The following is a 22,043-nucleotide window of genomic DNA, read 5'->3' on the forward strand; positions in this document are numbered from 1 at the left end:
CCGTCCCCTCACTCTGCATCCGCACACAGATAGCCCGTGACAAGAAAGTCCGCGCCCAGCTGTTCGACGGTCACATCATGCAGGTGCAGTGCCGTCTGCGGACTGTCAAAGCCCGTGCCGCCCACAGGTGTTTTTGCTGCCGTGCCCCCCATCAGCATGGGGGCGATAAAGGCGTGCACCTTGTCCACATAGTCACCTGCAAGGAACGACCAGTTGACCGTTCCACCGCCCTCGACAAAAAGCGATGTGATCTCACGCGCACCGAGATAGTCGAGCAGAGCGGCGATGTCCACGCGCTCCGCACCAAGAGTCAGCGTTTCCACACCGCACGCATGAAGAAGCCTGACGCGCCGCTGGTCGGCACGCTCACTCACGACAATCAAGGTCGGTGCTGCGCAGTCCGTCACAAGTTTTGCATCGAGAGGCGTGCGCGCCTCACTGTCGAGTACAATGCGCAGAGGATTGTGTCCCGTACGATCCGGCAGGCGCGTTGTGAGGCTCGGATCATCCGCAAGCACCGTACCAATGCCGACCAAAATCGCATCATACGCGTTGCGGTACTCGTGCACGCGCCTCCGTGCCGCCTCCCCTGTGATCCACTGTGACGCACCCGTATGGCTTGCAATCTTGCCGTCGATGGTCATCGCCGTCTTGAGCGTGACAAAGGGGCGTTTCTGTGTCACCCACTTGAGGAACACCTCGTTCTGCCGCCGTGCCTCTGCCTCGCACACACCCGTTACAACCTCGATGCCCGCCTCCTTGAGAAGGGCAAGCCCCCGCCCCGCAACGAGCGGATTCGGATCGCACAGGGCAATGACGACACGCGCAATGCCCGCCGCAATCACCGCCTCGGCGCAGGGACCCGTACGCCCGTGATGGGCGCACGGCTCGAGCGTCACATAGAGGGTCGCACCTCGCGCGAGTTCTCCCGCCATCCGCAGCGCGTGAATCTCCGCGTGCGGCTCACCTGCCGCGCGATGCCACCCGCTCGCGATGATCGTACCATCCCGAACGATGACCGCGCCGACGAGCGGATTCGGTGCAGTTCGCCCGCGCGCATGCTCCGCGATCCGCAGAGCCTCGCGCATATAGGATTCGTCAATGTCGTTCATAGCAATCCCGTTCTGTTCTTTACAGTCTTGAGAAGGTTATCTTGTGCTCACTGAGTGAACCCTAGTGAAACAATCGGGAAAAGCGCACGGTACGCCCCTGCGGATTTCTTGCGTTCAAGCGAAGCGCGTTTAAGAAGTCCGCAGGTATTTAAGCGTACAAGGGCGCGACCGATTGTGTAACGAGGCGTTCGCGAGGGAGCACAGAATACCTCAGATAAAACAAAAAGCCGCCGGAAGAATTCTCCTCCGGCGGCACATAAATCGTCCCAAGAACGCACTGATAACATCATATCAGTGTTTCCTTTCATAGACGCGCCTTTTCTCATCCAGACTGCGAAGGCAGCTACCTTCTTCACTGTCGGCTTCGGAGTTTCACCGAATCGTGCCACTCTCACGAATGGCTTGCGGGCTGTACCGCCGGTGGGGATTTGCACCCCGCCTCAAAGAGCATCGTTCGTATGCTATTGTAACACTATGGATTCGCGCTGTCAATCGTCAATCTTGACCGCGCCGCGCGTCTCCTCCGCACGTCGGACAACCTCGTCGAGGCTGCTTCCGCAGACCGCAGCAATTGCCGCCACAACACTTCCCTCGACAACGGGACAGTCCGCCATGCGCAGACGACGCTCCGGCATCTCCTCAAGGATCGTCTCGACCGTAAGGATGGAGCTGCCCGTGTCCATGAGAATGACAACACCATCCGCGCCATATACCGCATCGATCGCCGCAACGATCCGCGCATAGCTCGTCCCGAAACCGCCGTCCTCCATCCCGCCCGCAATCGCAATGCGTGCGTCCTTTGCCATCATACGGCAGGTCTCCGCAACACCGTGGGCGAGCGCAGCACTGTGCGTTACAATCACAAGTCCGACCATATTATTTTCTCCGCTGCAAATAGCCGCCGATGCCGCACACCGCCCCCGCGAGTGCTGCGGGCAGGAGATAAGCCGCCTGTGGTGCCGTCTCCAGGAGCATGACACCAATCGTGCGGTCATGTACAATCATCGTGCCGCCCGTCCATCCGAGAATTGCCGTGCCGAGCACCACAAGCACAGGATATTTGTCCATCAGCGTGCCAATCAGCTGACTTCCGCCCACAACGATGGGGATGCTGATGAGAAGCCCCAGAACGACGAGCAAAAAATCACCGTGCGATGCGCCCGCAATCGCAATCACATTGTCGATCCCCATTGCTGCATCAGCGATGATGATCGTCTTGACCGCTCCTGCAAACGTCTCTGCCGCCTCAATATGTTCCTCGCCGCCCGACGGCTTCATCAGCTTCACCGCAATCGGCAGCAGCACCAGTCCTCCGAGTGCCTGCAAATAGGGCACAGAGAGCAGCTGCACGGCGAAATACGTCATGATCAGACGGATGATAATTGCACCCGCCGTACCGACGTAAATCGCACGCTTTCGAAGGTGCGCAGGCAGACGGTTGGATGCCATTGCAATGACGACGGCATTATCCCCCGCGAGCACAAGATCGAGCACGATGATCGAAAAGAGCGCCACAAAGAACTGCGATGAAAAGAGTTCGACTTCCACAGCTTCTCCTTATTTTGCCATCATCTTTGCGAGCTTCTGCGCAAAGACAACGGGATTCTCCGGCAGGATGCCCTCAATCAGCAGCGCCTGCGTATAGAGCAAGTCGCAGTAGTCCTTGAACTCCTCGCTGTCCTTGCCCGCCGCGTGCACCTCTTTCAGCTTCGCAAAGAGGTCGTGATGCGGGTTGATCTCGAGAATGCGCCGTGCCTTGAACATCGGATTGTTCATCTCGGCAAAGGTCTGCTCCATCGACAGCGACGGCCCTGCCTCATCCGCGACCAGACAGACCGCGCTCGAGCGCAGACGCCGTGAGATCTTGACCTCGGCGATCTTATCCCCGATGGCTTCCTTCACATCCTTGATGAGATCGTCGTTCGCCTTCGCGATATCCTCGGTCTCCTTCTTCGCCGCCTCGCTCTCCGCATCGCCGAGGTCGAGGTCGCCGCGGCTGATCGAGTGGAAATTCTTCCCCTCGTACTCATGCACCGTCTCAATCGCGAACTCATCCACGGGGTCGAGCAGGAACAGTACCTCGAGCCCACGCTCGCGCAGCTGCTCCATCTGCGGCAGCTGTTCAATCGTCGCCTGATCCTTCGCCGTCGCGTAGTAGATGCTCTTCTGGCTCTCGGGCATACGCGCAACATACTCCTTGAGAGAGACAAGCGCCCCCTCCTTCGAGCTGTGGAAGAGCAGGAGATCCTTCAGCTTGTCCACCGTGTCGCGCCCCGCATACATGCTGTTGTAGATGCCGATCTTCAGCATGCGCCCGTATTCGTTCCAGAACTTCTCGTAGTCCTCACGGTTTTTCTCAAGCTTCTTGCCGAGTGCCTTGAGCACATTTTTCTCAAGCGCACGTCCGATGGTCTTGAGCTCGCGGCTCTGCTGCAGGAGTTCACGCGAGATGTTGAGCGAGAGGTCGGGAGAGTCCACGAGCCCCTTGACGAAACGCAGATAGTCCGGCAGGAGATCCTTGCACTTGTCCATGATGAACACATGGCGCGAGTAGAGCTGAATGCCCGGCTCATAGTCTGCCTGATAGAGGTTGAACGGCGCACGCGCGGGAATCTCAAGGAGTGCCGTGTACTCGACCGTCCCCTCCGCCTTCGTGTGGAACACCTCCATCGGTGCTTCCCACTCGTGGAACTGGTCACGGAAGAAATCGTTGTACTCCTCCGGCTTGATCTCGGACTTTGCACGCGTCCAGAGCGGCTGCATCGAGTTCAGCGTGCGGAGCTCCGTCTTCTTGATCTTCTCCGCGCCCTCGATGACCTTGCCCTCATCGTCACGCGGCATCTCCTCCGTCGTGACGTTCATGCGAATCGGATAGCGAACATAGTCGGAGTATTTCTTTACGAGGCTTTCCAATGTGAACGTATCCGTGTAGTCCGTCTCACCCTCCGTGAATTCCTTCGCGAGGTGGATCGTGACCGTCGTGCCGCGCGTCTCCTTCTCCGCGTCCTCGATCGTATAGCTGCCGTCGCCCGCCGACTCCCAGCGCGTCGCCTGCTGCTCACCCGCACGGCGCGTCACAATCGTCACACGCTCCGCGGCCATGAACGCCGAGTAGAAGCCCACGCCGAACTGCCCGATCAACTCCTTGTCGGGCGTGCCGCCGCTTTCCTCCTTCGCCTTTGCGAGCTGCTCCATGAACGCCTTCGTGCCCGACTTTGCAATCGTGCCGATGTTCTCCACGACCTCCGCACGCGACATGCCGATGCCGCTGTCCGAGATCGTCAGCGTCTTGCTCTCCTTATCGGGCACGAGGAAAATCTCGTAGTTCTCATTGCCCTCAAGCATATCGCGGTTCGTCAGGCTCTCGAAATGCAGCTTGTCCATTGCATCCGATGCGTTGGAAATCAGCTCGCGCAGGAAAATCTCGCGGTTCGTGTAGATCGAGTGGATCATCAGATCGAGCAGTTGCTTTGTCTCCGCTTGAAACTCAAACGTTTCCTTTGCCATAGTATCGTTCTCCCCTTGTATTCGATTATTTTGCATAGTTCGCTAAAGTATGCAATTCCAAACTGTGAATATAGTACACCAAAAATGACAAAAAGTCAAAGGTAAGTTATTCGCTGCAACAATTGAGTATCCGATTCAAAGACGCCTCCATACTGTACCGACCGAGAACGGCAGCGTGACCGTGTGCGGCAATGCGCTCACGCTCGTCTTCGTGCGCGAGGTAATATGAAATCTTTTCGATCAGTTCCTCCGTCGAGCGAAAAATCACCATATCCCGCTCAGGCACGAGCCCTGCATAGTCCTCGCGTTCGTCAATGAGCTGAAAACTACCTGTCGCCATGATCTCGAACGTGCGCGGATTGACACCTTTGTGTGCGGGGAGATGAATGTTCAGGCAGATTTTTGAGCGCACATAGAGCTCCGCAGCCGCCTCCGGCAGCACCATGCCATTTGTAAGATATTTTGTGATGTATGGATATTTTCTCTGAAAGAGCGGCTTCTTCCAAAAATATTGATCCTCATAAAACGGACCATAAATTGCCATGCGCCATCCATTGCTCACTGCATGGGCAGCCACTTCCTCTAAGATATGCAGACGATTCCGAAACGGAGCTCCCATAAAGGAGATATCAACATCTTTGTCTTGCCCTCTCTCCAGTCTCGCATACGCAGCATTGTAACCAACAGGACAGTATTCGGCAGTGATATGACAATGTTCCTGCAAAAATGGAATATCCCGTTTTTCAAAAACATAGACATGATCATAATACGGAAACAGGGATTCCTCCCCTTCGCGCGTGATGATACTGTCAACGAGCCAACACAGAATTTTCGGAAACGGGGGGGTAAACAAGTGTTTGATTTTCTTTATATTCTCGGGGTGCAAAACGGCGTTCGGAGCGTTGAGGAATAAAATCACATCCGGCTGAAACTCCTCGATCGTGTTGAAAAAATTTTCCCTCCAATGAGTAAGGTAACGCTCCCGCCCTTGATGAAATCCAAGTTTATCCAGTTTCTTATCGGAATAGGAACATATTTCCCGATACTGCTCAGTTGGAAAGAATCGCACGCTATGCCCCATTCCCTCCAACGTATCTGTAATATGCAAGGATACATTCATTTTTGTCAGAGTTCCACATATGATATTCATTCAGATATACTCCACCCCTAATGTCTTGACTAATTTTAGATTTTAGAGGAATCATGTGGGGGCAACAACCTCACGCATCAAATTTTCCCATTGTTCCCAGATGATCTCGGGGGCGTAGACACGCATGGATTCCCGTGCCGCATTCCCCATCTTCGTGCGCAAATTACGGTCACGCATAAGGATTGCCATTTTCTCTGCAAGAGCCTCTGTTCCATCAACTGCAAGCAACCCATTCACACCATCATCAATCAGTTCGGCGATTGAAACGCAGTTCTTATAACCAACCATCGGCAGCCCCATACTCATCGCCTCCGTATGCGCGAGGCTGAACCCCTCATAGGCACTCGGCGCAACACAGAGATCAGCGCCCTGTAACACGCGCGGGATTTCCGTCGTCGTCCCGCAAAACGAAATACGATCTTCCAGACCTGCCGCCGCGATCATCCGCAGCATTTCCTTCTGATAGCTTTTGCTATCCTCTGCTCCCCAAAGTTCGAGCATCCAGTCGGGGAACTCTGCCGCAATCTTACTAAATGCCTCAATCAAGAGATGCGGGCGTTTGTGATTGCGCACCATCCGCCCGACAAAGACAATTTTGTACGTCTCTTTTTCACGCGCTAAATCCGCCTGCTGCGCATACTGCGGAACAACGTTGCCAATTGAAATGATTCGCACATGAGGGATATAGTTTTTCAATCGCTCCGCATACCCCGGCAGGAGGACTTGGAGCACGGCACAGCATTCGAGTGCGGGCAGCTCCTCCTTCGGATGGGTCTGAAACAGATCGACGGGATCGCCGTGCGACATGATAATGACGGGCGTTTCGATCCGAAGGTCACAGAGGAGCATCTTTGCCGAGCTCGTTTGAAAACAGATAATGACATTGGGCTGTATCTCATCTAGTACCGTCGCCATATTTTTTTGGATATATTTCGAAAAAAAATCATCGTTAACGCTGCGTCCATATCGCTGTCCGAATGCACGCAGCACCTCACGCTTGATCTTGAGAGCAGTTGGGAACGTGCAGTGCGTCCCGCGAAAATGCTGGAGATTGTACGCCGTCACGCGTTCGTCCAACGGATAGAAAAAAGCCCCCTCGCGGTCGTCTGTATAGACTGTCGTCACCGTATGCCCGCGCCGCACCATCTCGTTCGCAAACGCGACATTCACCTTCGCCGCTCCGCCCGTATCTCCGACCATTTTTGAAAAATTCGCGAGCAGTATCCGCATATGACGCTCCCATCCGATTCATTTCCATTCAATTAAGATTTATTGTAACAAATCCTAATGTCTTTCGCAAACATCTCCACACGTTTCCACATCAAAATCTTTTACCTCCGCATAATCTATTTTCGCACACTCTATGCTATAATGGACACAGTTTTAGGCATTCTGCTCTAAAGAACGGAGGGGTTCCATGAAGCATTTTTCACTTGGCACACTCGTATGCGCGGCTGTACTTGCGCTCGCGCTTGTGATTCCGACGGGCACGGCATCCGCGGAGGAAGCTGTGCCGACGCTGACGGTGAACGGGGTCGGCTCGGCTCAGATCGCGCCCGATATGGCGGAGGTCACGCTTGGCGTTGTAACGGAGGCAAGGGACGCGGCAAAGGCGCACGCGGACAATGCCGCACAGGCGGCGCGGGTGCAGTCTGCTCTAAAGGCGCTCGGCATCGCAGAGCGCGATATTCAGACGACGCGCTATGATTTTTCGCCGATCTACGATGTAAAGGACAACGGGCGCAGCGTCACGACTGGCTACACTGTGACGAATGCAGTTGTCGTCAAGGTGCGTAATCTTGCGAATGTGGGCAAGGTGATCGACACTGCGCTCGCAAACGGCGCGAATCGCGTAGACTCCCTCGAATTCTCTGCGAGCGACCCGAGTGCCGCAAAGAATGCCGCGCTTGCCGATGCCGCGCGTGACGCACGCAGCAAGGCGGATGCCGTAGCACGCGCGCTCGGCGTACGCATTGTCCGCATTCTGAACATCTATTCGGATGCACAGTCACACACACCGCGCAACTTCATGCCGATGATGATGGCAAAGGAGGCGTACGATGCCGCAACGCCGATCTCGGCAGGTGAGCTTTCGTTTGAGGCCTCGGTGAACATCGCCTATGTCATCGAATAAGCGGGGGCGGGTCTCCGCTGTCGAGGCAATCCGTGGCATCTCCATGATGGGCGTGATCGGCATTCACATCGGCGCGGAGTATCTCGCGAATCCATCGCCCAACATTCATCTTGTGGCGCTTTTTGACATCGGTACGCGCTTTGCCGTACCGATTTTTTTCTTTATCTCGGCGTTCGGTCTCTTTTACGGGCAGTCGCCATCCGCGCCGTTCTCCTACCGCGATTTCCTCGTCCGGCGCGGACGCGCGGTCATGATCCCCTACCTCGTATGGTCGCTTTTCTATCTCCTCCATGACGCATACGTATATGGGGTTGGTTTCCCACCACTGACGGCACTGCCGGGGATTCTCTTCTTCGGCAATGCAAAGTACCAACTCTATTTCATGGTGATCCTGATCTGGTTCTACCTGCTGATGCCGCTCTGGCGCGTCCTGCTCGCGCGTATGACCCTGCCGCTGCTTGCGGGGATTCTCGTCCTGCAGATTGCATTCGACTATTGGTCGAGTTTTGATACAGCGTTTAATCTCTATGTCTACGGGCTGCCCGAGGGGACGCTGCTGCGTGCACTGCTCTTCTATCGGCTGAACTACTGGGTCATACACTACGTCTTTATCTTCCTGCTCGGTGGGTATGTCGCGCTCCATTTCGATGCGTTCCGTGCATGGATGGAGCGCAATACAGCGCGGCTCTACGCGTTCGGTATCCTCAGCCTCGCCGCACTCCTCGCGTGGTACTACAAGCTGCTGCTTGTGGATGGATATACACCGCTTGAGGGGATCTACACTGCGCATCAGCTCTCGCCGCTCGGCATTTTCTACACGGTCGGCGCAACGCTCGCACTCTTTGCATTCTTTACGCGGCTGGGGACAAAGAATGTTCTTGGGCACGCATTTCAACTGCTCGGAAAGCACTCATATTTTATCTATCTTGGACATCCGATTGCAATCACCTATCTGCTCATGGCGATTCATGGAAGCGGGCACGTACTCACTGCGCCGCTTGCGCTCGCGATGTATGCGGCGACGCTGCTGCTAACGCTCGCAGGGGCAATCCTCATGCGGAGAATTGGCAAGAGCGTGCCGATTTTGAATGAGCTGACGATCGGGCTGAAGCCGAAAAAGTAGATTGATCGCACAAAAGGCTGTTATACGAAGTTGAAAAACCTCGTGTAACAGCCTTTATCTTTATGTATCTATGTAATTTACAGACCGGCTTCCTTCTTCAGCAGCTCCGCCTTATCTGTCTTCTCCCACGGAAGATCGACATCCGTGCGGCCGAAGTGCCCATACGCCGCCGTCTGGCGGTAGATGGGACGACGCAGGTCGAGCATCTTGATAATGCCCGCAGGACGCAGATCAAACGTCTTCTGTACAAGATCGACGATCTTCTCCTCGTCGATCTTTCCCGTGCCGAACGTGTCGACCATGATGGAGACGGGATGTGCGACACCGATCGCATACGCAAGCTGGATCTCAACGCGATCCGCAAGTCCCGCTGCGACGATGTTCTTCGCAACATAGCGCGCCGCATACGCCGCACTGCGGTCAACCTTCGTGGGATCCTTGCCCGAGAACGCGCCGCCGCCGTGGCGTGCCCAACCGCCGTAGGTATCGACGATGATCTTGCGCCCCGTGAGCCCCGAGTCGCCGTGCGGGCCGCCGATGACGAACTTGCCTGTTGGATTGACGAAGTATTTCGTCTCCGCACGCAGGAGCTCTGCGGGGACGATCTCCTTGATGACCTTTTCGATCATGTCCTTGCGGATCGTCGCAAGGTCAACCGCCTCGTCGTGCTGCGTCGAGATGACAATGGTGTCGACGTAGACGGGCTTGCCGTCCTCGTACGCTACCGTGACCTGGGTCTTTCCGTCGGGACGCAGATACGCGAGCGTGCCGTTCTTGCGTACGTCCGTCAGGCGGCGTGCAAGCTTATGCGCGAGTACGGTCGTGAGCGGCATATACTCGGGCGTTTCGTTCGTCGCATAGCCGAACATCATGCCCTGGTCGCCCGCACCAATCGCCTCTGCTGCGTCCATCTTCCCTTCGCGCGACTCGATTGCCTGATTGACGCCCTGCGCGATATCCGGCGACTGCTCGTCGAGCGAGACAAGGATGCCGCAGGTGTCCGCATCGAAGCCGTAGCTGGCGTTTGTATAGCCGATCTCACGCACTGTCTGACGGATGATCTTCGGGATGTCGACATAGCAACTGGTTGAGATCTCACCGACGACGTGCGCCTGTCCCGTCGTGACGAGTGTCTCACACGCAACGCGCCCCTGTGGATCCTGTGCGAGGATGGCATCAAGGATACTGTCCGAGATCTGGTCGGCAAGTTTGTCCGGATGCCCCTCGGTGACGGACTCGGACGTAAAGAGCATTTTCTTCATTTGGAACCTCCCTTAGTTCGTAAAAGATTTGTAGAAAACCTCATTTCCATAAGAAAAACCTCCCTGCAAGATAAGGGAGGCTGTGACTGCCGCTCTCATCTCATAGGCACTTTAGGAAGCACTGATAAATTCAGCCGCGCCATCTTAGCGTATTTTTTTTGCCCGCTTTTTGTCGGCAAATCCTCCGCATAGCTTTGGCTATGCGTCCAGTTTGCCTCCTCAATCGGACAGAAAAATCTACGCCAATCTGACGGACTTCATTTTATCAGCGATTCCTTTACCTAAAGGAATTGGCACCGTTGGCAAAGTCGCCATGGTTGCCGCAGCTTCATCGGGCCATTCCCTCCACTGCTCTGGATGAGGTATATTCTCTTCTATGTTTCGCATTGTAACGAATGAGCGCCGCGTTGTCAAGGACTATTTTCACAGATTCTTAAGGAAGCACTGATAAATTCAGCACCGCCATCTTGACGCATCTTTTTTGCCCGCACTGTGTCGGCAAATCCTCCACATAGCTTTAGCTATGCGTCCGGTTTGCCTCCTTGTTCGGACGAAAAATCTACGCCAATCTGACGGACTTCATTTTATCAGCGATTCCTTAAGATATTTCGTCGCACGAGTTTCGTGATTCGCCCCTTTCACCATGCTGCGCATGGTCCCCCTTCCCCGCAAGCGGGGCAGGCTTTAGGGAACTCTTCAACACGTCCTCAAGCCGATCGAGAATCACGCCCGCAAGCTCTGCCTTCGGCATGAGCGGATGATCCTCAGCACGTCCGTCCGCATAGAAGATCTGCACATGATTCGTCGCTACACCGAAGCCCGCATCCTTCTCCGCAACGTTGTTCGCAACGATAAAGTCGAGGTTCTTCTTTGCGAGTTTCCCGCGTGCATATTCCGCGACATTCTGCGTCTCCGCCGCAAAGCCGACGAGAATCTGATGACGTTTCCTTTGCCCGAGTTCATAGAGGATATCGGGATTGCGCACGAGCGTCAGCGTCAGCTCGCCGTCCGACTTCTTGATCTTATGCTCTGCCGTCTCTGCGGGGCGGTAGTCTGCGACCGCCGCCGCCTTGATGACTGCATCCACAGCGTCATATTCCGCGCGTACCGCCGCGTGCATATCACGCGCACTCCGCACATTCACACGCTGCACGCCCGCAGGTGTTGCGAGCGGGGTCGGCCCTGCGACAAGGATCACCTCCGCGCCGCGCCGCGCCGCCTCGGCGGCGACTGCAAAGCCCATGCGCCCTGTCGAGCGGTTGCCGAGGAAGCGCACGGGGTCGAGTGCCTCCTCCGTCCCCGCCGCCGTCACAAGGATACGTCGCCCCGCAAGACTCTGCTCATGAGAAAAATGTCGTTCCACGATGGCAACAATCTCCGCCGGCTCGGGCAGACGTCCCGCCCCCGTTGTGCCACAGGCAAGCTGTCCCACTGCAGGTGGAATGATGGTCACACCGCGCTCCTGGAGACGAGCGACGTTCTCCTGCGTGATGGGATTCTCCCACATCCCAGTATTCATTGCGGGTGCGATGAGGAGTGGCGCACGCGTCGCGAGAACACAGGTCGTCAGCATATCGTCCGCCATACCCGCCGCCGCCTTTGCGATAAAATTCGCCGTTGCGGGCGCGACAAGCACAAGCTCCGCGAACTCCGCAAGTGCAATGTGCTCGACGTGATGATGCGGCTCGCCCCACATTGTTTCCGCAACGGGTTGTCCTGTGATTTCGCGGAACGTGAGCGGCGTGACAAAGGAGGTCGCCGCCCGCGTCATGATGACGCGCACATCCGCCCCCGCCTTTTTCAGGCGGCTCGCAATTTCCACCGCCTTGTATGCGGCGATGCCGCCCGTCACACCGAGGACAATGCACCGCCCCGCAAGAGCCCCCACGTCAGACGCTCTCTGTGCAGAGGTCATAGCTGATCTTGCCCTCGGCGATCTCCTCAAACGCATTTGTCACGTTCTTCGTCGAACGCGCACGCTCGGACTTCACGGGATCGCCCTCGAGCAGCTGGCGTGCACGCTTCGCCGCAAGGACGACCACACCGTAGCGGCTGTCCACCTTCGTCAGCAGCTCGTCCGTCGAGGGGTTGACCATGCCGATTTCCACATTTGTCTTCATTGTTGTACCTCTATCTTTCAAAGTTCAAACTGCGCCGGATCCATATCTGCACGCAGGCGCTCCGCTGCGAGGATCGTCTGAATCCGATCCGTCGCAGCCTCCACCGTATCGTTGAGCACGGCGTAGCGATAACGCTTTCCGAGCCGAATCTCATCGCGTGCCGCCGCAAGGCGACGCGCAATGCTCTCCTCCGTCTCCGTCCCGCGCCCCGTAATGCGACGCTGCAATTCTTCAAGTGAGGGCGGCAGGAGAAAGATGAACGTCCCGTCGGGGCAGCGTTCCATCACGTTCAGTGCGCCCTGCGTGTCGATCTCAAGCAGGATGTCCTCGCCCGCAGCGCGCCGTTCCTCAATTGGGGCAAGCGGCGTACCGTAGTAGTTGCCGTACACATCCGCGTACTCAAGAAACGCCCCTGCGGCGATCATCTGCTCAAACTCCTCGCGCGTGCGGAAATAATACTCGCGTCCGTCCTGCTCCCCCGCACGCGGTGTGCGCGAAGTCGCGGAGACGGAGTAAGCAATGCCTGTCTCACGTGTGAGCAGTTCTTTGCAGACCGTCCCCTTGCCCGTGCCGGATGCACCCGAGATCACAATGAGAAGCCCTTTTTTCACTCTGCCGCCTCCTTCGTCGTCATGCGCCCCGCAATCGTCTCCGGCTGAAGTGCCGAGAGCACGATGTGCCCGCTGTCTAATACGATGACGGCACGCGTCCGCCGCTTGTACGTTGCATCGATGAGCCGCCCCGCGTCCCGCGCATCCTGCACCATACGTTTCACCGACATGGAGTTCGGCGCAACGATAGCGACCATGCGTCCCGCGAGGACGATGTCACCGAATCCGATATTGACCGTCTCCATGCGTCACTCCAAATTCTGTACCTGCTCGCGCAGCTTCTCGACCTCGTTCTTCATCGCGACAACAATCTGCTGTGCGGCGGCATTGTTCGCCTTCGACCCGATCGTATTCGTCTCACGATTGATCTCCTGCAGGAGGAAGTCGAGCCGTCGCCCAACGGGCTCCTCCTCGATGAGAATCGCGCGGAATTGGGCGAAATGGCTCGCAAGCCGTACGAGCTCCTCCGTGATGTTCACGCGGTCGGCATACAGTGCCGCTTCCTGCACAAGGCGCGTCTCATCGGGCATGACCTCTTTAAACTCCGCAAGCACCTCTGCAAGATGCGCACGGTAATCCGCCACGATCTGCGGTGCAATCTCCTTCACCTGTGCACGCTGCTGCTCAAGCCGTGCGAGACGCTTCTCAAAGTCGCGTGCGAGATGCGCCCCCTCGGCAAGCCGCATCGCATCAAGTGCCGCAAGAGCCTGCTCGACGGCGTTCAAAAAGACTGCACGCGCTCCCGTGATATCCGCCTGCTCACGCACGGAGATCACGCCATCATACTCTGCAGTCATCCGCACGCCGTCATTCAGCGGCGCATCCACCGCGCGGGCGACCTTTCCGAGGGCCGCATAGTACGCACGCGCCAGACCCTCGTTGACATGGACATCGTACTGCTTTTCACTGCGGTCCTCGAAGTTCACATAGACATCGAGCTTACCGCGGGCGACACGCGTGCGGATGAGATCGCGCAGGTCATTCTCCCACGCACCGAACGCACGCGGCATATGCGGCGAAATCTCAAGAAACCGCTGATTGACCGCCTTGATCTCAACCGTAACGCAAAACTCCGTTGTCTCCGCTGTGCCCGCGCCATAGCCCGTCATGCTCCTGCGCAGTGTACTCATAATGTGCCCTGCCATACGCCCGTGAATACAGGCTCTGCGGGACCTGTCATAAGGATATGCCCATCTGCACGCCACTCCACATGAATCACACCGCCATCGACTTCGATATCCGCCGTACGGTCAAGCACATCGTTCAGCACGCCCGCCGTCAGCGTCGCACACGTCCCCGTGCCGCAGGCGAGCGTAATGCCCGCGCCGCGCTCCCAGACACGCATACGCGCATGCGTGCGGCTCTTTACCTCGACGAACTCCGTATTGATCTTGCACGGAAATGCGGGATGATTTTCGAACTGTGCGCCAAGTTCCGCGAGTGGAAAATGCTCTGCATCGTCCACAAAGATCACACAATGGGGATTGCCCATCGAGACGCACGTCATCTTGTACTCCGTACCGTCCACCATGAGCGGCTGTGCAATAACACGCTCCGCACCAAAGCCCGCTACGGGGATTTTATCTCCTTCGAGCACAGGCACGCCCATATCCACCTCGACCGCCGTCACTGTACCATTCTGCGTGATCACGCGCGGCACCATCGTCCCCGCCAACGTCTCGATTGTGAACTGCTGCGTTTTCATACGCCCGTAGTCATAGAGATACCGCGCGAAACAGCGAATGCCGTTCCCGCACATCTCCGGCTCCGATCCGTCGGGATTGAACTCACGCATCCGCACATCCGCCGTCTCCGAGGGGCAGACCACCATCAGACCGTCTGCACCGATGCCGAAATGCCGATCACACATCTTCACCGCGAGTGCCGCAAAGTCAATCGGCTCTTTATCCAGAAAATCCACGACCACGAAATCGTTGCCGCAGCCCTGCCATTTTGTAAACTTCATCTATCACACCGCCTTGCTGCACGTATTGTACTATGAAACGTCCCCATGTGCAAGGCGCAACGCTTGCCTATTATGCTGTCGGCGTGTATAATTTTTATGAACTAGAAAGAAGTGATAGCATGAGCCTTGACGGCTTCTCCATGTCCGCCCTCGCACGCGAACTCGCGGACGCACTCACGGGCGGGCGCATCGATAAAATCAACCAGCCAAATAAACAGTCCATTGTTCTCTCCGTACGCCAGCCGGGGAAAAACCTGCTCCTCTATATCAACACCAACGCAAGCAACCCATCCGCACATCTCATCGAAAATGCCCCCGAGAATCCCGCCGAGCCGCCAACCTTCGTCATGCTCCTCAGGAAACAACTCGAAACGGGACGCATCGCCGCCGTGCGGCAGGAGGGACGTGACCGCATCATCCACCTCGACATTGACGTGATTGCAGGCGGCGGGCGCATCACAACGCGCACCCTCACCCTCGAACTCATCGGCAAATACAGCAACATCATTCTCCACGAGGACGGCATCATCACCGAGGCACTGCGCCGCATCGGCGAGAATACGAGCCGTGTACGTACCGTCTTCAAGGGCATTCCCTACACCCTTCCCCCCGTACAGGACAAATACGACCTCTTTACGGCGAATATTGACGATATTATCACACGCATACAATCGGACAGCGAGGCAAAACTCTTTCAGGCTCTCATTGGCTCTGTCCTCGGCTTTGGCCCCGTCTCGGCAAAGGAGATCTGCTTTCTCGCGGGACTTGCACCAAACATCCTCATTTCCGCACTGGATTCATCAGACTTTGCGGAAATCTCCCGCGCGCTCACAGAGCTGCATACATGGATGAAAGAGCCCTCGCCCTCCCTGCGTCTGGACGAGAACAGCAAAGTTACGGCAATGGCGGCATTTCCCCTCAGCGAACTTCCCAATACGCAGCGCATCTCCTATCCCACGCTCAGTGCACTGATGATCGACGCGGACAAACGCCTCGGCAGCTACATCATCCCCGACCGCGAGCGCTTTCGCCGTCTCGTACGCACCGAGCTTACGCGCGCACGCGAGAAATATGACAAGCTCGGCGCAGAGATTGCGGCGGCAGAGAATGCCGAGGAACAAAAAATCTATGCCGACAACCTGATGACCTATCAGTATCAGTACAACGACCACGCCGATGACGAGATCACCGTCCCGAACATCTACAGTGAGACGGGTGAAACGATTACGATTCCGCTCGATCGCCGCATCGGTATCATCGCGAACATGCAGGCGTACTACAAGAAATACGACAAGCTGAAGCGTGCCCAACAGCTGCTCGCCGTCCAACAGGAGCACTGCATGGCGAACATCCGCCACCTTGAGAGCATCGAGGCATCTCTCGACTCCTCCACGCGTCTTGCAGAGATCGCAGAGATACAGGACGAGCTGATTACCTCGGGCTACCTCCACGAAAAACTGCCGAAGCGCAGCAAGGATCGCCGTGCGCATCCATTCTCCTTCACCGCCCCCGATGGCAGTATCATTCTTGTCGGCAAGAACAATGTCCAGAACGACACACTCACATTTAAGACCGCCGCCCCCACGGACATCTGGCTGCACGTCCGCGACATTCCCGGCTCACACGTCATTCTGCGGACAAACGGAGACGAACCGAGTGAGGCATCCCTCCACCTCGCCGCGCAGATTGCCGCCCATTTCAGCAAGGCGTGCGGCTCCTCTAACGTCCCCGTCGACTACACCGCCGTCCGCTTCGTCAAGAAACCCTCGGGGGCCGTCCCCGGCTTCGTCCGGTTCATCAACGAGAAAACACTCTTTGTCACAGAGGATGAGGATGTGCTTGTGCCAATATTGGCACAAGATCCGACGGCAAGTACATAACGAAACAAAAAACTCCCGAAACTTTCGTTCCGGGAGTTTTTTCACGATACCACTTACACGAGCTCAATGATTGCCATCGGAGCGGCGTCGCCGCGACGGGGACCGAGCTTCAAGATGCGGGTGTAGCCGCTCTTCTTATCCGTGTATTTCTCTGCGATTTCGCCGAAGAGCTTGCGCACGACATCCTCTTCTGCCAGAGCTGCGATAGCCTGACGGCGCGCACTGAGATCGCCGCGCTTGGCGAGCGTGATGAGACCGTCGGCGAGGGAGCGGAGCTCCTTTGCCTTTGCCTCGGTCGTCTCAATGCGTCCATACTTGAAGAAGGATGTGAGGATGCTCCTGAGGAGAGCCTTGCGGGCCGCGGAATTGCGTCCGAGCTTTCTCATGTGTTTCCCACTCCTATCGTTATTCGTTTTCCTGTCTCAAGGAGAGTCCAAGCTCCTCAAGTTTTTTCTTCACTTCATCCAGAGACTTGCGTCCGAGATTGCGCACCTTCATCATGTCATCCTCGGTCTTCTGCGCGAGATCGGCAACGGTGTTGATGCCGGCGCGCTTGAGGCAGTTGAAGGAACGGACGGAAAGATCCAGATCGTCGATGGTCATCTCCAGCACCTTCGCGCTGTCGTCGACCTCCTCGGGCGGGAAGTTCGGAACTTCCTCCTCCTCCTCGACGATGTTGCCGTCCATGTTCTGGAACAAACGCAGGTGCATGACGAGGATCGCAGCCGCCTTGCTCACGGCTTCCTCCGGACGGATGGAGCCGTTCGTCCACACGTCGAGAATGAGACGGTCGTAGTCGGTAACGTTGCCGACACGCGTGTCCTCGACCGTGTAGTTGACGCGCTGCACAGGGGAGAAGATGGAGTCGATAGGGATAACCCCGATGGAGTCATCCGACTTCTTATTCTTGTCCGCCGGTACATAGCCGCGCCCACGCTCGACGGTCATCTCGATCTTGAGCTTGCCCGTCGCATTCAGCGTTGCGATGTGAAGATCCGGATTCAGGATCTCGATGTCGCTGCCGCATTCGATGTCGGCTGCTGTGACCTCACGCTCCCCCACCGCTTCAATGCGGATGGTATGCGGCTCTGTTCCCTGCATACGGATGCAGAGCTGCTTCAAGGCAAGCACGATACTCGTCACATCATCCCGTACACCCGGAATGGTGGAGAACTCGTGAAGGACGCCGTCGATCTGGATGGAGGTAACAGCTGCTCCATCCAGTGAGGAGAGCAGCATACGCCGCAGACTGTTGCCGAACGTCGTACCGTAGCCCGGTTCGAGCGGCTCGCAGACGAAACGCCCGTAGCGTCCGTCCTCGCTGATCTCTGCGATCTCGATTTTCGGTTTCTCGATATCTGTCATCTATGTGCCTCCTCCATAATAAACGCGTAATGCAGACACATTCACATTCATTATTTGGAGTAGAGTTCGACGATGGCCTGCTCGTTGACCGGCACGTCGATTTCCTCACGATGGGGGAAACGCGTGACCGTGCCTGTCAGATTTGCCTGATCGGCGGTCAGCCATGCGGGAGCGGAAAGAGCGTTGCTGCTCTCCTTGAGTTCCTTGAAGAACGCGCTCGCGCGGCTCTTCTCGGCGACCTCGATCACGTCGCCCTCACGAACGAGTGCGGAGGGAATGTCAACGCGCTTGCCATTCACGGTGAAATGTCCGTGGCGGACGAGCTGACGTGCCTGACGGCGCGTGTTGGCAAGCCCGAGGCGGAAGACGACGTTGTCGAGACGACGCTCGAGAAGGCTCAGCAGGTTCTCACCCGTGACGCCCGACATCTTCTTCGCCTTGTCATAGTAGCCGCGGAACTGACGCTCGAGGACACCGTAGATGAACTTTGCCTTCTGCTTTTCCTTGAGCTGGAGTCCGTACTCGGAGACCTTGCGGTTCGTGCGGCGGAGCTGACGCGTCGACTGGCGCGAGCGGCCGAGTGTAGCCGGCTCGAGACCGAGGGCACGGCAGCGCTTGAGAACTGGTACTCTATCAATTGCCATGTTGTTTCATGCACCTCCTGTTAGACGCGGCGACGCTTCGGCGGACGGCATCCGTTGTGCGGGATGGGGGTCACGTCTTTGATCATGTTGACTTCGAGACCGGTTGCCTGCAGCGAGCGAATTGCCGCCTCACGCCCTGCACCGGGTCCCTTGACATAGACTTCGACGGACTTCAGACCGTGCTCCATCGCAGCCTTTGCCGCCGTCTCTGCAGCCATCTGTGCTGCAAACGGCGTGCTCTTGCGCGAGCCACGGAAGCCGAGACCGCCGGCACTCGCCCACGAGAGGGCATTGCCGCTCTTATCGGTGAGCGTGACGATCGTGTTGTTGAATGTCGAGCTGATGTGTGCAACGCCCGACTCTATGTTCTTGCGAACTTTTTTCTTGGAACGTGTTGTTTTCTTAACAGCCACCTCTACAAGCCTCCTTTACTTTTTCTTGCCTGCAACGGCCTTCTTCGGGCCCTTGCGTGTGCGCGCGTTGTTCTTCGTGTTCTGTCCGCGAACAGGCAGGCCGAGACGGTGGCGGCGGCCACGGTAGCAGCCGATATCAACGAGACGCTTGATGTTCATCTGAATTTCGCGGCGAAGGTCGCCCTCCACCACGGCGTTCTTGTCGATGGCATCACGAAGTCTGACGACTTCATCCTCCGTGAGGTCGCGCGTACGAGTATCGGGGTTCACGTTCGCGATCGCAAGCAGCTTCTTCGCGGTCGTGAGGCCAATCCCGTAGATGTACGTCAGGGAAATCTCAATTCTCTTATCACGGGGCAAATCTACACCGGCAATACGTGCCATAAGTGCACCTCCTTTTATCCTTGTCTTTGTTTATGCTTCGGGTTCTCGCAAATGACCATGACACGGCCTTTGCGCTTGATGATCTTGCATTTCTCGCAGATTTTCTTGACAGACGGTCTTACCTTCACTGCGCTTGCCTCCTTCCGTCTCCCTAGGTTCAAGTCGATCTTTTCTATTCTAGCACAAAATTTGCGGTTCGGCTAGTATTTTCAGGACTATTTGAAGCGATATGTAATACGTCCACGAGTCAGATCGTACGGGGTGAGTTCGATGGTCACTTTGTCGCCCGGCAGAATACGGATGAAGTTCATGCGTATCTTTCCGGAAACATGAGCCAGGACAACGTGTCCGTTCTCAAGTTCGACCTGGAACATCGCATTGGGAAGCTTCTCGACAACTCTTCCCTCTACCTCGATGACATCCTGTTTTGACATACTTCCCTTTCGCTCCTTTTACGCCTCAAGGACGGCGGCGAGATCCGCCTCGACCTTCGCGATGTCCTGTCTGCCGTCGATCTCCTTGTAGACGCCCGCCTTCGTGTAGTAGTCGATAAGGGGGCGCGTGGAGGATTCATAGACGGAAAGACGGCTCTTCATGGTCTCCTCGCTGTCGTCGGCACGCTGATAGGTCGTGCCGCCGCAGTCATCGCAGACACCCTCAACCTTCGTCGGGTTGAACTTCACATGGAAGGAATGTCCGCAGCTCTTGCAGATCCGGCGGCCAACGGCACGCTCGATCAGATCGGCGGCGGGAACATTGATGTTCAGCACCCCCGTCAGCTTGATGCCGTTATCCGCAAGAATCTCAGTGAGTGCATCCGCCTGCTCGACCGTGCGCGGGAAGCCATCGAGGATAAAGCCCTTCTGACAGTCCGGCTTACTGAGACGCTCGCGGACAATGCCGATCGTCACCTCGTCGGGGACGAGCTTGCCCGCGTCCATGTAGGACTTTGCCTCTTTGCCGAGCGGAGTGCCCTCTTTTACGGCTTCACGAAACATATCGCCCGTGGAGATATGCAGAATACCGTAGCGTTTTACGAGATTTGCCGCCTGTGTACCCTTGCCGGCACCCGGAGGCCCCATCAAAATGATGTGCATTGCTCTATCTCCTTACGTTATTTCATAAAGCCTTCGTAGTGGCGCATAACAACCATCGACTCGATCTGCTTCATCGTCTGGAGGGCAACCCCCACGACAATGAGGAGAGCCGTGCCGCCGAAGTACACCCCCTGAATGTTCGTCGCACCTGCCACCATGTTGGGCAGTACCGCGATGAATGCGAGGAAGAACGCCCCCGCGAGCGTGATGCGTGTCAGCACGTAGTCAAGATAGTCGGCCGTCGCCTGTCCGGGTCTGAGCCCCGGGACGAATCCGCCGTACTTCTTTAGATTGTCTGCCATATCAGTGATCTTCACCGTGACCGATGTGTAGAAATAGGTGAAGAAGATAATCATCAAAACGTAGAGTGTTGTCTGAAGCGGTTTGCCCCACTCCAGATACGCAGCTGCGGTCTTGACCCACGGTACGTCGATGAACTGTGCGACCGTAATCGGGAACATCAGAACCGACGAGGCGAAGATGATCGGGATCACACCCGCCTGATTCACCTTGAACGGGATGTGGCTCGAGTGCCCGCTCCCCACGCGGCCGCCCACGAGACGCTTTGCGTACGTGATCGGAACGCGACGGAAGCCCGTTTCGATGTGGATGACAAAGACGATCATCGCAAGTGCGATGACGGCAAACGCGAACACGCTGAAGTAGCTGATCGTGCCCGCCTTGACGTAGGCGTAGATCGTGCCGATGTTCTTCGGCAGTGCCGCGACGATACCGGCAAAGATGATGAGTGATATCCCATTGCCGACACCGTTTGCCGTGATCTGCTCGCCCAGCCACATGAGGAACACCGTCCCCGCTGTGAGGGTGATTGCAATGATGAGGATGTTCACGGGGTTCGGGTTGAGGATCGCACTCTTCAGACCGATCGACATACCGATCGCCTGAAAGAATGCGAGCGCAACCGTAAGATACCGCGTGACTTTCGTCGTCTTCTTGTGCCCCTCCGCGCCTTCCTTCGACCACTGTTCAAGCGTCGGTACAACGACGTTGAGCAGCTGGATGATGATGGCTGCGTTGATGTAGGGCGTGATGCTCATTGCAAAGACGGAAAACTTACTGAACGCACCACCCGAGAACAGATCGAGGAGACCGAACAGCGTCCCCTGTGCGAAGAGCTGCTCGATCGCCGTCGGATCGACGCCAGGCACGGGGATGTGCGTCCCCATGCGGAACACGGCGAACATGATGAGGGTGAATACGATCTTTTGGCGCAGTTCCGGAATCTGAAAGATGTTTCCAAGGGCTTGGAGCACC

The 22,043-nt window shown here is 56.6% G+C and carries 25 protein-coding genes, 1 pseudogene and 2 riboswitches; of the genes and pseudogenes, 3 read left to right on the forward strand and 23 right to left on the reverse strand.

Features of this window, described 5'->3' with window-relative positions; all coding sequences use genetic code 11:
• Positions 1-8: 8 nt before the first annotated feature.
• The 6 genes from ribD to HMPREF9334_RS07590 form a co-directional block, all read right to left on the reverse strand.
• The gene (gene ribD / locus HMPREF9334_RS07560; RefSeq protein WP_006692884.1) at positions 9-1,112 is read right to left on the reverse strand and encodes a bifunctional diaminohydroxyphosphoribosylaminopyrimidine deaminase/5-amino-6-(5-phosphoribosylamino)uracil reductase RibD; all 1,104 of its coding nucleotides are present in this window, start codon (positions 1,110-1,112) and stop codon (positions 9-11) included.
• 310 nt (positions 1,113-1,422) lie between these two features.
• A riboswitch (FMN riboswitch) is annotated at positions 1,423-1,563 on the reverse strand.
• A 37-nt stretch (positions 1,564-1,600) separates the two neighbouring features.
• Complete coding sequence (dhaM, locus tag HMPREF9334_RS07565) at positions 1,601-1,987, reverse strand: dihydroxyacetone kinase phosphoryl donor subunit DhaM (protein ID WP_006692885.1); 387 nt, start codon at positions 1,985-1,987, stop codon at positions 1,601-1,603.
• Position 1,988: 1 nt separating this feature from the next.
• Positions 1,989-2,660, reverse strand: coding sequence for a TerC family protein (locus HMPREF9334_RS07570; protein WP_006692886.1), 672 nt, complete (start codon positions 2,658-2,660; stop codon positions 1,989-1,991).
• 9 nt (positions 2,661-2,669) lie between these two features.
• Positions 2,670-4,619, reverse strand: coding sequence for a molecular chaperone HtpG (gene htpG / locus HMPREF9334_RS07575; RefSeq protein ID WP_006692887.1), 1,950 nt, complete (start codon positions 4,617-4,619; stop codon positions 2,670-2,672).
• Between the two features lie 106 nt (positions 4,620-4,725).
• On the reverse strand, positions 4,726-5,769 hold the full coding sequence (locus HMPREF9334_RS12885) for a CgeB family protein (RefSeq protein ID WP_006692888.1): 1,044 nt from the start codon (positions 5,767-5,769) through the stop codon (positions 4,726-4,728).
• 51 nt (positions 5,770-5,820) lie between these two features.
• On the reverse strand, positions 5,821-6,999 hold the full coding sequence (locus tag HMPREF9334_RS07590; RefSeq protein WP_006692889.1) for a glycosyltransferase: 1,179 nt from the start codon (positions 6,997-6,999) through the stop codon (positions 5,821-5,823).
• Between the two features lie 187 nt (positions 7,000-7,186).
• Here HMPREF9334_RS07590 and HMPREF9334_RS07595 point away from each other — a divergent pair, with 187 nt between their 5' ends.
• The gene (locus tag HMPREF9334_RS07595) at positions 7,187-7,903 is read left to right on the forward strand and encodes an SIMPL domain-containing protein (RefSeq protein ID WP_006692890.1); all 717 of its coding nucleotides are present in this window, start codon (positions 7,187-7,189) and stop codon (positions 7,901-7,903) included.
• Positions 7,890-9,026, forward strand: coding sequence for an acyltransferase (locus HMPREF9334_RS07600; RefSeq protein WP_006692891.1), 1,137 nt, complete (start codon positions 7,890-7,892; stop codon positions 9,024-9,026). The genes HMPREF9334_RS07595 and HMPREF9334_RS07600 overlap by 14 nt, the downstream gene beginning before the upstream one ends.
• Positions 9,027-9,103: 77 nt before the next feature.
• On the opposite strand, the gene metK is transcribed toward HMPREF9334_RS07600, so the two are convergent.
• From metK to dapF, 8 genes and pseudogenes are all read right to left on the reverse strand, one after another.
• Positions 9,104-10,288: a methionine adenosyltransferase gene (gene metK / locus HMPREF9334_RS07605; RefSeq protein WP_006692892.1), complete on the reverse strand. Its 1,185-nt coding sequence runs from the start codon at positions 10,286-10,288 to the stop codon at positions 9,104-9,106.
• 254 nt (positions 10,289-10,542) lie between these two features.
• A riboswitch (SAM riboswitch) is annotated at positions 10,543-10,652 on the reverse strand.
• Between the two features lie 69 nt (positions 10,653-10,721).
• Positions 10,722-10,847, reverse strand: a pseudogene (locus HMPREF9334_RS12615) (secretion protein HlyD).
• Between the two features lie 39 nt (positions 10,848-10,886).
• Positions 10,887-12,176, reverse strand: a complete 1,290-nt coding sequence (coaBC, locus tag HMPREF9334_RS07610) for a bifunctional phosphopantothenoylcysteine decarboxylase/phosphopantothenate--cysteine ligase CoaBC (protein WP_006692893.1) — start codon at positions 12,174-12,176, stop codon at positions 10,887-10,889.
• Position 12,177: 1 nt separating this feature from the next.
• Positions 12,178-12,408 (reverse strand): DNA-directed RNA polymerase subunit omega, encoded by a 231-nt coding sequence (rpoZ, locus tag HMPREF9334_RS07615; RefSeq protein ID WP_006692894.1) that lies wholly within the window; start codon positions 12,406-12,408, stop codon positions 12,178-12,180.
• A 17-nt stretch (positions 12,409-12,425) separates the two neighbouring features.
• Positions 12,426-13,019, reverse strand: a complete 594-nt coding sequence (gene gmk, locus HMPREF9334_RS07620) for a guanylate kinase (RefSeq protein ID WP_006692895.1) — start codon at positions 13,017-13,019, stop codon at positions 12,426-12,428.
• Positions 13,016-13,264, reverse strand: coding sequence for a DUF370 domain-containing protein (locus HMPREF9334_RS07625; RefSeq protein ID WP_006692896.1), 249 nt, complete (start codon positions 13,262-13,264; stop codon positions 13,016-13,018). The genes gmk and HMPREF9334_RS07625 overlap by 4 nt, the downstream gene beginning before the upstream one ends.
• A gap of 3 nt (positions 13,265-13,267) precedes the next feature.
• Positions 13,268-14,149 carry a YicC/YloC family endoribonuclease gene (locus HMPREF9334_RS07630; RefSeq protein ID WP_006692897.1) on the reverse strand — a complete coding sequence of 294 codons (882 nt, stop codon included), beginning with the start codon at positions 14,147-14,149 and terminating at the stop codon, positions 13,268-13,270.
• A complete protein-coding gene (gene dapF, locus HMPREF9334_RS07635; protein ID WP_006692898.1) occupies positions 14,146-14,985 on the reverse strand; it encodes a diaminopimelate epimerase in 840 nt (279 codons plus the stop codon). The genes HMPREF9334_RS07630 and dapF overlap by 4 nt, the downstream gene beginning before the upstream one ends.
• A gap of 119 nt (positions 14,986-15,104) precedes the next feature.
• Between dapF and HMPREF9334_RS07640 the strand changes: the two genes are divergently transcribed.
• The gene (locus HMPREF9334_RS07640) at positions 15,105-16,865 is read left to right on the forward strand and encodes an Rqc2 family fibronectin-binding protein (protein ID WP_039957424.1); all 1,761 of its coding nucleotides are present in this window, start codon (positions 15,105-15,107) and stop codon (positions 16,863-16,865) included.
• A 53-nt stretch (positions 16,866-16,918) separates the two neighbouring features.
• Here the strand turns inward: HMPREF9334_RS07640 and rplQ are convergent, their stop codons facing one another.
• The 9 genes from rplQ to secY all read right to left on the reverse strand — a co-directional run bounded on the left by rplQ (position 16,919) and on the right by secY (position 22,042).
• On the reverse strand, positions 16,919-17,251 hold the full coding sequence (gene rplQ, locus HMPREF9334_RS07645; protein WP_006692900.1) for a 50S ribosomal protein L17: 333 nt from the start codon (positions 17,249-17,251) through the stop codon (positions 16,919-16,921).
• A 19-nt stretch (positions 17,252-17,270) separates the two neighbouring features.
• Positions 17,271-18,230 (reverse strand): DNA-directed RNA polymerase subunit alpha, encoded by a 960-nt coding sequence (locus HMPREF9334_RS07650; protein WP_006692901.1) that lies wholly within the window; start codon positions 18,228-18,230, stop codon positions 17,271-17,273.
• 50 nt (positions 18,231-18,280) lie between these two features.
• The gene (gene rpsD, locus HMPREF9334_RS07655) at positions 18,281-18,874 is read right to left on the reverse strand and encodes a 30S ribosomal protein S4 (RefSeq protein WP_006692902.1); all 594 of its coding nucleotides are present in this window, start codon (positions 18,872-18,874) and stop codon (positions 18,281-18,283) included.
• Positions 18,875-18,894: 20 nt separating this feature from the next.
• Entirely contained in the window at positions 18,895-19,287 is a 393-nt protein-coding gene (gene rpsK, locus HMPREF9334_RS07660) for a 30S ribosomal protein S11 (RefSeq protein WP_006307536.1), read from the reverse strand.
• Positions 19,288-19,302: 15 nt separating this feature from the next.
• A complete protein-coding gene (gene rpsM, locus HMPREF9334_RS07665) occupies positions 19,303-19,671 on the reverse strand; it encodes a 30S ribosomal protein S13 (protein ID WP_006307537.1) in 369 nt (122 codons plus the stop codon).
• 14 nt (positions 19,672-19,685) lie between these two features.
• The gene (gene rpmJ / locus HMPREF9334_RS07670; RefSeq protein WP_006307538.1) at positions 19,686-19,799 is read right to left on the reverse strand and encodes a 50S ribosomal protein L36; all 114 of its coding nucleotides are present in this window, start codon (positions 19,797-19,799) and stop codon (positions 19,686-19,688) included.
• An 87-nt stretch (positions 19,800-19,886) separates the two neighbouring features.
• Positions 19,887-20,105 (reverse strand): translation initiation factor IF-1, encoded by a 219-nt coding sequence (gene infA, locus HMPREF9334_RS07675; protein ID WP_006307539.1) that lies wholly within the window; start codon positions 20,103-20,105, stop codon positions 19,887-19,889.
• Positions 20,106-20,123: 18 nt separating this feature from the next.
• Positions 20,124-20,768, reverse strand: a complete 645-nt coding sequence (locus HMPREF9334_RS07680; protein WP_006692904.1) for an adenylate kinase — start codon at positions 20,766-20,768, stop codon at positions 20,124-20,126.
• Positions 20,769-20,785: 17 nt separating this feature from the next.
• Positions 20,786-22,042 carry a preprotein translocase subunit SecY gene (secY, locus tag HMPREF9334_RS07685; protein ID WP_006692905.1) on the reverse strand — a complete coding sequence of 419 codons (1,257 nt, stop codon included), beginning with the start codon at positions 22,040-22,042 and terminating at the stop codon, positions 20,786-20,788.
• Position 22,043 lies beyond the last annotated feature (1 nt).

The organism is Centipeda infelix ATCC 43532, assembly GCF_000234095.1.
GTDB classification, from domain to species: domain Bacteria; phylum Bacillota; class Negativicutes; order Selenomonadales; family Selenomonadaceae; genus Centipeda; species Centipeda infelix.

What these genes read in the sequence shown, in the direction of transcription:
- rpoZ (WP_006692894.1), bottom strand. Translation starts at nt 12,408, where the DNA reads ATGAAGACAAATGTGGAAATCGGCATGGTCAACCCCTCGACGGACGAG.
- HMPREF9334_RS07595 (WP_006692890.1), top strand. Translation starts at nt 7,187, where the DNA reads ATGAAGCATTTTTCACTTGGCACACTCGTATGCGCGGCTGTACTTGCG.
- HMPREF9334_RS07590 (WP_006692889.1), bottom strand. Translation starts at nt 6,999, where the DNA reads ATGCGGATACTGCTCGCGAATTTTTCAAAAATGGTCGGAGATACGGGC.
- rpsM (WP_006307537.1), bottom strand. Translation starts at nt 19,671, where the DNA reads ATGGCACGTATTGCCGGTGTAGATTTGCCCCGTGATAAGAGAATTGAG.
- dapF (WP_006692898.1), bottom strand. Translation starts at nt 14,985, where the DNA reads ATGAAGTTTACAAAATGGCAGGGCTGCGGCAACGATTTCGTGGTCGTG.
- infA (WP_006307539.1), bottom strand. Translation starts at nt 20,105, where the DNA reads ATGTCAAAACAGGATGTCATCGAGGTAGAGGGAAGAGTTGTCGAGAAG.
- HMPREF9334_RS07630 (WP_006692897.1), bottom strand. Translation starts at nt 14,149, where the DNA reads ATGAGTACACTGCGCAGGAGCATGACGGGCTATGGCGCGGGCACAGCG.
- rpsD (WP_006692902.1), bottom strand. Translation starts at nt 18,874, where the DNA reads ATGGCAATTGATAGAGTACCAGTTCTCAAGCGCTGCCGTGCCCTCGGT.
- ribD (WP_006692884.1), bottom strand. Translation starts at nt 1,112, where the DNA reads ATGAACGACATTGACGAATCCTATATGCGCGAGGCTCTGCGGATCGCG.
- HMPREF9334_RS07600 (WP_006692891.1), top strand. Translation starts at nt 7,890, where the DNA reads ATGTCATCGAATAAGCGGGGGCGGGTCTCCGCTGTCGAGGCAATCCGT.
- HMPREF9334_RS07625 (WP_006692896.1), bottom strand. Translation starts at nt 13,264, where the DNA reads ATGGAGACGGTCAATATCGGATTCGGTGACATCGTCCTCGCGGGACGC.
- rplQ (WP_006692900.1), bottom strand. Translation starts at nt 17,251, where the DNA reads ATGAGAAAGCTCGGACGCAATTCCGCGGCCCGCAAGGCTCTCCTCAGG.
- HMPREF9334_RS12885 (WP_006692888.1), bottom strand. Translation starts at nt 5,769, where the DNA reads ATGAATATCATATGTGGAACTCTGACAAAAATGAATGTATCCTTGCAT.
- dhaM (WP_006692885.1), bottom strand. Translation starts at nt 1,987, where the DNA reads ATGGTCGGACTTGTGATTGTAACGCACAGTGCTGCGCTCGCCCACGGT.
- HMPREF9334_RS07640 (WP_039957424.1), top strand. Translation starts at nt 15,105, where the DNA reads ATGAGCCTTGACGGCTTCTCCATGTCCGCCCTCGCACGCGAACTCGCG.
- metK (WP_006692892.1), bottom strand. Translation starts at nt 10,288, where the DNA reads ATGAAGAAAATGCTCTTTACGTCCGAGTCCGTCACCGAGGGGCATCCG.
- htpG (WP_006692887.1), bottom strand. Translation starts at nt 4,619, where the DNA reads ATGGCAAAGGAAACGTTTGAGTTTCAAGCGGAGACAAAGCAACTGCTC.
- HMPREF9334_RS07680 (WP_006692904.1), bottom strand. Translation starts at nt 20,768, where the DNA reads ATGCACATCATTTTGATGGGGCCTCCGGGTGCCGGCAAGGGTACACAG.
- HMPREF9334_RS07650 (WP_006692901.1), bottom strand. Translation starts at nt 18,230, where the DNA reads ATGACAGATATCGAGAAACCGAAAATCGAGATCGCAGAGATCAGCGAG.